The organism is Methylocaldum sp., assembly GCF_039794385.1.
Taxonomy (GTDB): domain Bacteria; phylum Pseudomonadota; class Gammaproteobacteria; order Methylococcales; family Methylococcaceae; genus Methylocaldum.
Window position 1 is genome coordinate 1 of the sequence record NZ_JBDIVO010000128.1, and the last position, 11,808, is coordinate 11,808.

Consider the following 11,808-nt stretch of genomic DNA (forward strand, 5'->3'; position numbering starts at 1 on the left):
CCTTGATTTAAAGCGCTTTGGAGTTAGAGCGTTTTTATCTCGCTCGTACGGCAAAACCGGCTTGGCGGAAGTCGTTGGGCTTTCGGCTCGGGTGAATGGATTCAAGCATTCGGCAATCCTTTGCCGACGAACCCGTTGGCCCAACGGCGGCGTCGGGAAGGGTCGCGACTAAAGCGACCGTTTGCGATTGGAAGGGATTCCCGACCTACTCGCGAGTGCCCGTACAATCGGTATGAAAATGCTCTAAGTACATTCAGGGAAGTCTTGCGGCATAGGCAACCTGCAGGACAACCCCGCCAATCAAGCCAATCTGTCGAGATTCCGCAAATATTTGCGGAATGTACTTAGCGAGGGTCGTCGGCAAAGGATTGCCGACCTACGACCTGAAATCGGACCATCTCGCCCGAGGCGATCGACGCCGCCGGGACGAGGCGGCAGCCGTTACCGGCGTTTGGATGCCGCCTCGGGGATAAACGCTATTTGAGACTCACGCGCTCTTTCGGCGACACGATATCGCCCGTGATATCCAGATCGATCTTCATCCGCTTCGCCGCCGCCTTGGTCGCCTTGCTGTCTTTGAAGGGGCCGGCGATGACTTTGAAGCGTCCGTTCTCCAGGGCCACCACCCGGGCCGGAATCTGCGGTCCCTGATGATTCAGAACCGCCGCCAAACGCTGAGCGCTCAATTCGTCCCCCGATTCCAGCGCCGTGATGTACCAGCCGCTATCGGTCATCGCCGGCGTTTTCGGCCGACCGTATAGCTCATCGGGATATTTCAGAGCCACGGCTTTACTCACCAGCCGAGCGAGATTTTCGCTGTTCTCGAAAATGGGTACCGGAATGCCCCGAGCCTCGCTCACGGTCTGCTCGATGCGTGGCCAATCCAGCTTTCGCTCCTGCTTCTTTTCGATTTTCTTGAGCGCGGCCATCAGATTTTTCTTGAGCTGCTTTGCATTGAGTTCCTCGTGAGGCTTATGGGCCTCCAGATAAAGTTCGCCGTTGCGCCACCCCACCAAATAGGGCTGATTGACGATGCGCACGGGCGTTTTGACCGGCACTTCCCGATAAAGCGTTTCGATATTTTCCGGGTAAAGTCGGACGCAGCCGTTACTCGCACGAAGTCCGATGCCATACGGTTTGTTGGTGCCGTGAATCAAATAGCTCGGACGGCTCAGATACATGGCGTAGTCGCCCAGGGGATTGTCGGGGCCAGGCGACACTACCGCCGGAAGAGGATCGCCTTTCTTCTCGTGATCCCTGCGAATGGACTCCGGAACGTGCCAGGTCGGATGACTGGTCTTCCGCTCGACCAGCATTTCGCCGGTCGGCGTGGAACGGCCTTCGCGGCCGATGCCGACCGGATAGGTGACCACCTCTCCGCCTTTCTTTTTCGGGAAATAAAAAAGGCGCATAGAGGCGAGATTGACGACTATGCCCTTGCGCGGGGCGTCCGGAAGGGTGAACTGCATCGGCAATATAACCCGACTGCCCGGCTGCGGCGCCCATAGATCGATATCGGGATTGGCCTCACCGACCCCTTCCAGGCCCAGACCGAAATGCCGGGCCACGTCCGGAAGAGAATCCCCTTCCGCTATATTCACCGTCGCCAGTTGTCCGACGATACTGTCGTCTTTTCCCAACGCAAAGCGGTTGCCCTCGATGTTTTCGACCAGCGGCTCGGGAGGGGCTTTCGGCTCTTCCTGCCGGAAAGGCGACCAAGCGCAGGCGTGAAGAAAACCGGCGACAAGAAGGAGCAGCGGCAAGCGCAGTTGAGCGATGGGCTGACTAAAGGCCCTTGTGCGATTGAAATCGCCGGCGTGTACCGGACGATCCGAATATGGCGCGCCTTGGCGTACAAGAACAGCATCACTCACGATATTAACCCCTCCGCGTCTGACCAAAAAATAGCCGTTTATGCAAGGTACATGCCCATACCACTCCATATCTGGGCCATCGATTTCGCGGTGCGTCGTTATCGGCATCGACTCGGCTTCCGTTCCGCCCCATCTCCATGCTCAAGGTTGCGATAGGATATCACCGGAATCGAACGCCGCATGTCGCCGATATCCCGGCTCACGGCGACGATCGGACCATATCGAGGGATAAACGGACAATGTGATTTCGCAATCGGCTCTGCGGCCGAGACACATCAGGCCGGAAACGGAAGTCCTGCCGCATGAAAAAGATCAGGGAGAATCGACGCCGCTCGACTGTTCAACCAGCCAGGTCTTCCATTCCTCGAACAGACATGCATCGCCGGCAGCGACCACCGAACGGGGCTGCAATTCCGGGCTGAAAATCGGCTCACCTTGCAGGGTCTCCGCATGGCCTCCGGCTTCGGATAAGATCAGCGCGCCCGCGGCATAGTCCCAGAGCTTTTGTTTGCCGTGCAGATAAACATGGAATCGGCCGACTGCGAGCCAGCACCACTCCAAAGCCACCGAACCTAGATTGCGTTGCGAACTGTATGGGGGACGGGCGGCCAGCTTCGCCGCCAGCGGCCCCAAGCGTTTAAAATCCACCACTGCCAAGCTGCGCCGCAGCGGCAGATCCGTGGGGCGAACCCTGAGTCGAACGCCGTTCAGCCAGGCGCCATGATCGCGCTGCGCGGTGAAGCATTCATTGCGGATAGGATCGTAGACGATCCCCAAGACCGGTTTGCGCTCGATGAGCAAAGCCAGCGAAATACCGAAAAAAGGCAGACCTGCGGCGAAGTTGCTGGTTCCGTCCAGGGGATCCAGACACCAGAGCCCGTTATCGTTTTGCGCCAGCAGTTCTTGTTGCCGCTGAGCGTCCATTTCTTCGCCCAGCAGTTCGAACGCCGGATAACGCTCGCGCAATTCAATAGTCAGCCGCTTTTGCACGGCGAAATCGGCTTCGGTAACGACGCTGCCGTCGGGTTTGAACCGGCGTTCGGTTCCCGCAAACCGGGGCAGCAATTCTTCCTTGGCTACCGCTTTAACCAGAATCGCGAGATCGTCGAGATGAGGAAGCATGAAGGCTATGCCTTGGTGGGCTCAGTGAATGAGTGTCCAACAACCGTGTTACTGCAAATTACGGAAAGAAAGCGATCTTTCGATTACCCTCACCCCTGCCCTCTCCGAGAGGGCTAATGTCGTGAGCTTAACACGTCGACTGGGTTGATGAACGAAACCCAGCATTTCCCCGGGGTTGCCGCGATTCGGTCGTCATCCCGGCCTACCGTTGCGACACCATCCCAGGACGATGCGGCACCGAATCCACCTTAGTTTGAAGCAAACAAGGCCTGTAAACGAACGCCCGGATCTTCCGCCGTCATGAACGCTTCGCCGACCAAAAAGGTGTGGACGCCGTGACGCCGCATCAGCGACACGTCCTCCGGCGTATGAATGCCGCTCTCAGTCACGACCAAGCGGCCTGGCGGAATCCGTTCCAGCAGGTCGAGCGTCGTGTCGAGGCGGGTCTCGAAGGTGCGAAGATTCCGATTGTTGATGCCGACAAGCGGCAGGTCTAGGCGCAAGGCGCGTTCCAATTCGGAGGCATCGTGTACCTCCACCAGCACGTCCATGCCGAGGTCGACGGCGACATCCGCGAGTTCGCGCATGGCCGCATCGCTCAAGGCGGCGGCAATCAGCAGAATGCAATCCGCCCCGATCGCGCGGGCCTCGAACACCTGGTACGGATCGATCATGAAATCCTTCCGCAGCACCGGCACCGAACAAACGCTTCCGGCCTCTTTCAGGTACTCCTCTGAGCCTTGAAAAAAATCCCGGTCGGTCAGCACCGAAAGGCAAGCCGCGCCGTGATCGGCATAGCTCCGGGCGATGTCCGCCGGGCGGAAATCCGGCCGCATCACGCCCTTGCTGGGCGAAGCCTTCTTGATTTCGGCAATGACGGCGGCCGCGCCGTCTTCGATCCTAGTCCGCAAGGCCCGTACGAAACCGCGGGGCGCATCGGCATCCTGTGCCTGTCGCCGGACGTCCTCCAGCGGCGTGCGCAAACGGCGCTCGGTAACTTCTTCCGCTTTGCGGGCCAGAATCTTTTGCAGGATGTCGGGGGGATTATTCATGAATGGCTATGGATTGGCTGAATTCGATCAAGGCGTCCAGCTTCCGTCGGGCAGAACCGTCGTCGATGACCGCTTTCGCACGCTCGACGCCCGCCTCCAGGCTGTCCACCAGATTGGCCGCATAAATCGCCGCGCCCGCGTTGAGAACGGTAATGTCCCGAGCCGGACCCGGTTCCTTGTCGAGCACGCTCAGCATCATCTTCAGACTCGCGGCAGCGGTATCGACGGTCAGTTTCCTCAAGGGCGCGCGCTTTATGCCGAATTGTTCCGGCGTCAGCCTATAGGTCGTGATCTGACCGTCCTTGAGTTCCGCGACGTGAGTGGGCGCGCCGATGCTGATTTCGTCCAGCCCGTCCTCGGCATGCACCACGAGCACATGCTTGCTGCCGAGCTGCCGCAGCACTTCCGCGAGCGGCTCCACCCAGACGTCGGAAAAAACGCCGACCAGCTGATTGGGCGCGCCGGCCGGATTGGTAAGCGGTCCGAGCAGATTGAACAAGGTCCGCACGCCGATTTCCCGCCGCGGGCCGATGGCGTACTTCATGGCGCCGTGATGGCGCTGGGCAAAGAGGAATCCCAGGCCGATCCGGTCGATACAGGCCTTGACCTGGTCCGGCGTCAAATCGAGATTGATGCCCGCCGCCTCCAGCACGTCGGCGCTGCCCGAACGGCTGGAAACCGAGCGGTTGCCGTGCTTGGCCACCTTGCCGCCGGCCGCCGCTACCACGAATGCCGCCGTGGTGCTGATGTTGAACGTGTGGTTGGCGTCGCCGCCGGTGCCGCAGGTGTCGATGAGATGATCGCCCCTGACCGGAACCTTGGTGGCCATCTCCCGCAGCACCTTGGCCGCCGCCACCACTTCCTCCACGCTTTCGCCCTTGGCGCGAAGCGCGACCAAAAAGGCTCCAATCTGCGCCGGCGTGGCGCCGCCGCTCATGATGGTGCGCATGACCTTGCGCATCTGCGACGCGCCGAGATTTTTCTTATCCAACAGAGTCTGCAGGACGACAGGCATTTCCATCGCGAATCCTTACTGATTCAGAAAATTTCGCAGCAGGTCGTGGCCCTGCTCCGTCAGGATGGACTCCGGATGGAATTGCACGCCCTCTATGGCGAGCTGCTTGTGCCTGACGCCCATGATTTCCTCGATCTTGCCGTCCCGGTCCTCGGTCCAGGCGGTGACTTCCAGGCACTCGGGAAGCGTTTCCTGCTCGATGACCAGGGAATGATACCGGGTCGCCTGGAACGGATTGTTCAACCCGCGAAATACCCCCGTATTCCGGTGATGCACCATCGAGCATTTGCCGTGCATGATGCTCTTGGCGTGAATGATATTGCCGCCGAACGCGTAGCCGATGCTCTGATGGCCGAGGCAGACGCCCAAAATGGGATATTTGCCCGCGTACTGGCGGATGGCGTCCACCGAGATGCCCGCCTCTTTCGGCGTGCACGGTCCCGGCGAAATGACGATCTTGTCCGGGGCGAACGTTTCGATTTCCTCGACGTCGATCTGGTCGTTGCGCACCACTTCCACGTCGGCGCCCAACTCCGCCAAGTACTGTACCAGGTTGTAAGTAAACGAATCGTAGTTATCGATCATCAATACGCGAGCGCTCATAAGCTCCGCCCTCCTTCGATCCCGGCTTCCGCCATGGCGACCGCGCGAAACACCGCGCGCCCCTTGTTAAGCGTTTCCTCCCACTCGTTTCGGGGAACGGAATCGTACACCACGCCCGCTCCCGCCTGGATATGCAGGGTGCCGTCCCTGATGACGGCGGTGCGGATGGCGATGGCCGTATCCAGGTTTCCCGACCAGCCGATGTAGCCCACGGCGCCGGAATAGACTCCGCGCTTGACCGGCTCCAGCTCGGCGATGATTTCCATGGCCCTGATCTTGGGCGCGCCGCTGACGGTGCCGGCGGGAAATGTCGCGGCCAGCACGTCGTAAGCGTCCTTGCCCTTGGCCAATCGGCCGGTGACGTTGGATACGATGTGCATGACGTGGGAATAACGTTCGATGATCATCTTGTCGGTAACGCGAACGCTGCCGGTCTCCGCCACCCGCCCGGTGTCGTTGCGGCCGAGATCTATCAGCATCAGGTGCTCGGCGATTTCCTTGGGGTCGGCCAAAAGCTCCCGCTCCAGGGCCAGATCCTCTTCGTGGGTCTTGCCGCGCCGCCGGGTGCCGGCGATCGGCCGGACGGTAACGGTTTCGTCCTCGACGCGCACCAGGATTTCCGGCGAAGAACCGACGACGTGAAAATCCCCGAGATTCAGGTGAAACATGTAAGGCGAGGGATTCAGACAGCGCAAGGCACGGTACAAATCCATGGGCGAGGCGGAGTACGGAATCGACAAGCGTTGGGAAAGAACCACCTGCATCACATCCCCTTCGACGATGTATTCCTTCACCCTTCGCACCGCGTTTTCGAAACCCTCCTGGGTGAAGCCGGAGACGAAGTCGCTTTCATCGACCCGTCTTTGCGTCCCCTGCCCCCGATTCGCCGGCAAACGGTTTTGCCGAAGCCCCTGGATCAGCGTTTCCAGCCGGTCCTGCGCCTGATGGTAGGCGTTCGCCTCGGAGGGATCGGCATGAGTCAGAACCAGCAGCTTGCCGGACAGGTTATCGAATACCAGCACATCCTCGGACACCATCAACAAAATGTCCGGTACCCCGATCGGATCGGGTTTTTCGCAGTGCAACTGGGGTTCGATGTAATGAATCGTCTCGTAGCCGAAATAGCCGACCAGCCCGCCGGTGAAACGCGGCAAGCCTTCGATCTGCGGAACTTTGAAGCGTGCGCCGTAGCGGCGAATCCAGTCCAGGGGATTATCGACGCGATTCGCCTCGACGATGCGTCCGTCCCTCTCGACCATTATTTCCGAACCGCATACCCGGATCACGGTGCGGCACGGAAGACCGATGATGGAATAACGCCCCCACTGCTCGCCCCCGTGCACGGACTCGAACAGATAGGAATAAGGCGAGTCGGCCAGCTTGAGATAGGCGCTCAGGGGCGTATCGAGATCCGCAAGGACCTCGCGAGCCAGCGGAATGCGGTTGTAGCCTTGATCGGCGTACTGCTGAAATCGTTCGGGCGTCATGATGTCTTGTCCATCGAGATAGGGCGGGTTCGCGAAGCGTAACCCAATAAGCCATTCCTCGGGTTAAGGCCTTCCGGCCCAACCCGGTTTACGTTTGAGGCTGGTTCAGTGACGCCATCGCTCTTTCAGAATAGGTCGATGCATGATGCTCACGCGGCTTGCTTAAACAATGCGGGCAACTCGGTCAGGGACGAAACGACGGCATCCGGCCCCAAACACTCGACGCCGTTGCCGCCATGATAGCCATAAGGCACACAGACGACCATGAACCCAGCCGCCCGCGCGGCTTTCACGTCATTCGCGGAATCGCCGACCATCAAACCGCGGGAAGGCTCGACTGCGAAAAATTCGGCGGTCTTCAGCAAGGGATAAGGGTCCGGCTTATGCTTTTCGAATTGATCGCCGCAACCGACGAAGTCCATATCGTGCAGTACGCCCAACCGATCCAGCAGCGGACGGGTGAACCTCGAATGCTTATTGGTGACGCACGCCAGGCGGAAACCCGCCGCCTTGAGCAGTTTCAGCCCTTCGGCAACACCCGGAAACAAGCGACTGCGATTGCAGACGTTCGCCTCGTACAGATCCATGAACATCGGCAAGGCCTCGGCGAATCGCGCCGGCTCGCCTTGAGGCCACATTTCTCCGGTCAGCGCGCGCTTCACCAGCATGTCGACGCCGTTGCCGATCCAGCCTTTCACCCGCGATTCCCCGGCCGGCGGCAAGCCCAGCCGGCCCAGCATGGCATCGACGGCAGCAGCCAGATCCGGCGAACTGTCCACGAGCGTGCCGTCCAGGTCGAAAGCAATGAGCTCCGGCGTGCGATCCAGCATTATCAAATGGCTCTGGCCTTGGCCATTTCCTCGCGCAATGCGCGCACGACCGAGTCGTAGCGGTTCGGATCGCTGTCCTTTCCGGCACCGAAAATGGCCGATCCGGCCACGAAGGTGTCGGCCCCGGCCGCGGTGATCTCGCGGATGTTGTCCACTTTCACCCCACCGTCGATTTCCAAACGGATGTTGCGCCCGCTGGCCTCGATGCGCCGCTTGGTCTCGCGCAGTTTGTCCAGCACATAGGGAATGAAAGACTGGCCGCCGAAACCGGGGTTGACGGACATGAGCAGAATCATGTCGAGCTTGTCCATCACGTGGTCCAGATAATTGAGCGGCGTTGCCGGGTTGAACACCAGCCCCGCTTTGCAGCCCGAGTCCTTGATCAGCTGAAGGCTGCGGTCCACGTGTTCGGAAGCTTCCGGATGAAACGTGATGTAACTTGCTCCGGCCTTGGCGAAATCGGGAATGATGCGGTCCACCGGCTTGACCATCAGATGCACGTCGATGGGCGCGGTGACGCCATGCTTGCGCAGCGCTTCACACACCAGAGGGCCGATGGTCAAGTTGGGGACGTAATGGTTGTCCATCACGTCGAAATGGACGATGTCCGCGCCGGCGTTCAGAACGTTTACCACTTCCTCGCCGAGGCGGGCAAAATCGGCGGACAAAATCGAAGGCGCAATCCAGAGTTCGTTCATAGGCGATGGCTCTCTAAAGAAAAAACGGAACGTTCATAACGCTCCGGCTAAAATCCAACTGGGAACACCGGTATCGGTCATCAATCGCGGGCGCCGATCCGAATGGATTGGGTATTTTCACATTTGGCTTTCGGACGGGCAAGCCGAGGCCCCACCAACGTTACCCGCCCGATGCGCCGATAAACTCCTATCCTTTAAAAAATGCCGACGCAAAAGTCCGCTATCTTCCCGGGGGAAAATATGGGAAACGAGACATCGCCAGATGAAACAACGAGGCCATGCGCCACACAATGGTCCGAAAGAAAAACCGGCCGAAACGAGTTGGTGGCTTGCCTGATCATGATTAGAGGTCCCCATGTGGGGAAACGGATCGTTCTGAATAAAGACGAAATGGTCATCGGCCGATCCAAAAGCGCAGACGCCCAAATCGACGAGAGTTCCGTATCCCGGAAACATGCTGTCATCAGAAAGCGGGGATCCGAATTCATCATCGAGGACCAAAACAGCAAGAACGGAACTCTCGTCAATATGGAAAAACAGATGCTATGCGTCTTACGCGACCAGGATCTGATCACTTTCGGAAACACCCTTTTCAAATTCATCGCCAACAACAGCCTGGAACTCGCTTACCACGAGGAATTGCACAAGCTCGCGATGCTCGATCCCGTGCTGCAGATCCTCAATAAAAAATTCTTTCTGGACTATCTCGAACAAAAATGCAGTTACAGCCAGTTATTTCCGACGAAATTCGCCATCATTCTGTTCGATATCGATCACTTCAAGCGCATCAACGATACCTATGGTCACCAGACCGGTGACCTGGTCCTGCTGCACGTCGCCAACACAGTGAAAACCCATCTGCGAAACAGCGATATTTTCAGCCGCTACGGGGGTGAGGAATTTGCCATCGTCCTGCCGGATAGCGATGCCGAGCAAGCAGAATTCACGGCCGAGAAGTTAAGGTACGCGGTCGAAACCGCCGCCATCGTCCAGGATGAAGAAGAAATCAAGGTTACCATCAGCTTGGGCGCCGCCTCCTTCGGACCGGCCGAGGCGGCAACCTGCTCTTCCCGGAATCTGATAGAACGAGCGGACAGCGCGCTATACCAGGCCAAAAATGCGGGCAGAAACCGGACGGTTGTCTTTCGCGGCCGTGGGTAAACGCATAAATCCCGTGTTTTTGCCAAAAACCCACCGTCCATAGTCGGCAAACACATGGCTGTCGACAGTTTCGGCAACTTATGCATGGGCTGCATGCAGGACAAGGGCGAATCCGCGGTTTGCCCCGCCTGCGGGTATCGGCCGGATCATCGGCGCAGCCCTTTCGCACTGCCTTATCAGGCCGTCCTGAACAACAAATTCCTCGTCGGACGCATCCTGGGCAAACCCGGCGGTTTCGGCGTGACCTATCTCGCCTGGGACTTGGTGCTGCACACCACGGTGGCGATCAAGGAATATTTGCCCCGCGACCTGGTGGCACGGGAGGCCAACAGCCTGACGGTTACGCCACACACGCTCGATGGCAGCGAGGAATTCGCCTATGGACTGGAACAGTTTCTGCGGGAGGCAAGAACCCTGTGCAAGTTCAGCCATCCCAACGTGGTGCGGGTCAGGGAGTTCTTTCAGCAGAACAACACCGCCTATCTGGTGATGGACTACTGCGAAGGCATTTCTCTCGAAGAATATCTCAAGCGCAATGGCGGCAAGCTCGACGAGGCCACGGCAACAGCCCTAATGCTTCCCGTTTTGGACGGCTTGAAGGAAGTCCATGAAAAAGGCTTTCTCCACCGGGATATCAAGCCTTCCAATATCTATCTGGCGAAAGGCGGAACTCCCATCCTGCTCGATTTCGGCGCCGCCCGACTCGCCCTGCACGGGCAAAGAAGCCGGACGCTCTCCGTGATGCTGACGCCGGGCTTCGCTCCTTTCGAGCAATATCTCGAAAAGCACGAATTCGCCCCTGCCGCCGACATCTACGCCATCGGCGCCACGCTTTATTATCTGGTGACCGGCGTAAAGCCGCAGGAGGCGATCAGCCGGTACAAAAAGGATGAAATGGTGCCTCCGCATCAGCGGATTCCATCCATAACGACCCGCTTCAGCCAAGCCGTCATGATGGCCTTGGCCGTCGATCCGGAACGGCGCCCTCAGACCATCCCGGAACTTCGGGCAATGCTCATGCCTCCCGTACCGGCCAATGGCCCCGGACAGTCCGAATCGACCGCGGTTCCGCGAAAGCCAATGCCGCCATCGTCGGGTCGTACCCGTCTGAACTGCCCTCACTGCAAGACGGCAACATCCGTTCCGATGGATGCGAATCCGAGCCATTTCCGCTGTGCAAAGTGCGGCAGAAATCTCGGACTGCTCAAGCGCAGTCGTTCTGTTCCCGCCTGGCTGTGGGTGCTGTTCGGAACGGCTCTGCTGGTTTGGGGTCTCGTCATTTTCGGGCCGGTAGACCTGTCCCGACGACCGGAGAACCCTCCCGCGACAAGCGAGAAACCCGTCATCGCCCCGGCGGAAAAACCCGCGGCAGTTCCATTGTCTCCGCCCTCGTGGAAAGAACCCGTCCCGCCCCCACCACCTCCAAGGGAAGAGCCCGCTGTTATTCCGGCGCCGCCGCCGTTTCCGCCGGAAAGGGCGCCCGAAGCCTGGGGACCGGAGAACAGGCAACCGGGACAGCCCGAATTCGTACACCGTTTCGATCATCCTCCCTACCCGCCGCCTCGCCATGCCATCGAGGCCTGTCTAGGCAGGACGGCGGGAATGGCCTGTAATCTCCATCCTCCGGGCAGGCCACCGGCACGGGGACGCTGTGAACAGGTTCACGCCTATTTCGCCTGTGTGCCCGAGGGACACCCGCCCCCGCCACCTTTCGGACCGCCGCGATAACGAAACTCGGCCATAGGTGGCGAAGCGCTATTGGGAGCGGATTGCAGCGAGAACATCGGTGCGAACACTCAAAACCTGGCTTGCCGATAGCCAAGAAAGTAAAACCAAAAGCTCTCTCTGAGGGTGTCGCAAAAGATGTTACTCCTTCTCCCCTCCGGGAGAAGGTTGGGATGAGGGGATCAAAAGAATCAATACCTTTTAATCTCCCCTCACCCAACCCTCTCCCGCTGGAGAGGGC

The 11,808-nt window shown here is 59.1% G+C and carries 10 protein-coding genes; 2 read left to right on the forward strand and 8 right to left on the reverse strand.

Annotated features, from left to right (window positions below; genetic code table 11):
- Positions 1-476: 476 nt before the first annotated feature.
- The 8 genes from ABJK70_RS12425 to rpe all read right to left on the reverse strand — a co-directional run bounded on the left by ABJK70_RS12425 (position 477) and on the right by rpe (position 8,681).
- The gene (locus tag ABJK70_RS12425; RefSeq protein WP_347258135.1) at positions 477-1,874 is read right to left on the reverse strand and encodes a L,D-transpeptidase family protein; all 1,398 of its coding nucleotides are present in this window, start codon (positions 1,872-1,874) and stop codon (positions 477-479) included.
- 312 nt (positions 1,875-2,186) lie between these two features.
- Entirely contained in the window at positions 2,187-2,996 is an 810-nt protein-coding gene (locus ABJK70_RS12430) for an inositol monophosphatase (protein WP_347258136.1), read from the reverse strand.
- 248 nt (positions 2,997-3,244) lie between these two features.
- Entirely contained in the window at positions 3,245-4,048 is an 804-nt protein-coding gene (gene trpC / locus ABJK70_RS12435) for an indole-3-glycerol phosphate synthase TrpC (protein ID WP_347258137.1), read from the reverse strand.
- Complete coding sequence (gene trpD / locus ABJK70_RS12440) at positions 4,041-5,069, reverse strand: anthranilate phosphoribosyltransferase (RefSeq protein WP_077728773.1); 1,029 nt, start codon at positions 5,067-5,069, stop codon at positions 4,041-4,043. Before trpD ends, trpC begins: the two co-directional genes overlap by 8 nt.
- 9 nt (positions 5,070-5,078) lie before the next feature.
- Positions 5,079-5,666, reverse strand: a complete 588-nt coding sequence (locus ABJK70_RS12445; protein WP_156880336.1) for an aminodeoxychorismate/anthranilate synthase component II — start codon at positions 5,664-5,666, stop codon at positions 5,079-5,081.
- Positions 5,663-7,153, reverse strand: a complete 1,491-nt coding sequence (trpE, locus tag ABJK70_RS12450) for an anthranilate synthase component I (protein WP_086134325.1) — start codon at positions 7,151-7,153, stop codon at positions 5,663-5,665. Before trpE ends, ABJK70_RS12445 begins: the two co-directional genes overlap by 4 nt.
- A gap of 149 nt (positions 7,154-7,302) precedes the next feature.
- Positions 7,303-7,983: a phosphoglycolate phosphatase gene (locus tag ABJK70_RS12455; RefSeq protein WP_347258138.1), complete on the reverse strand. Its 681-nt coding sequence runs from the start codon at positions 7,981-7,983 to the stop codon at positions 7,303-7,305.
- A 2-nt stretch (positions 7,984-7,985) separates the two neighbouring features.
- Positions 7,986-8,681: a ribulose-phosphate 3-epimerase gene (gene rpe / locus ABJK70_RS12460; RefSeq protein ID WP_077728769.1), complete on the reverse strand. Its 696-nt coding sequence runs from the start codon at positions 8,679-8,681 to the stop codon at positions 7,986-7,988.
- Positions 8,682-9,020: 339 nt separating this feature from the next.
- On the opposite strand from rpe, the gene ABJK70_RS12465 reads away from it, so the two are divergent.
- Both ABJK70_RS12465 and ABJK70_RS12470 read left to right on the forward strand, forming a co-directional pair.
- Positions 9,021-9,842: a GGDEF domain-containing protein gene (locus tag ABJK70_RS12465; protein WP_168183830.1), complete on the forward strand. Its 822-nt coding sequence runs from the start codon at positions 9,021-9,023 to the stop codon at positions 9,840-9,842.
- A 54-nt stretch (positions 9,843-9,896) separates the two neighbouring features.
- The gene (locus ABJK70_RS12470) at positions 9,897-11,570 is read left to right on the forward strand and encodes a serine/threonine-protein kinase (RefSeq protein ID WP_347258139.1); all 1,674 of its coding nucleotides are present in this window, start codon (positions 9,897-9,899) and stop codon (positions 11,568-11,570) included.
- Positions 11,571-11,808: the final 238 nt, after the last annotated feature.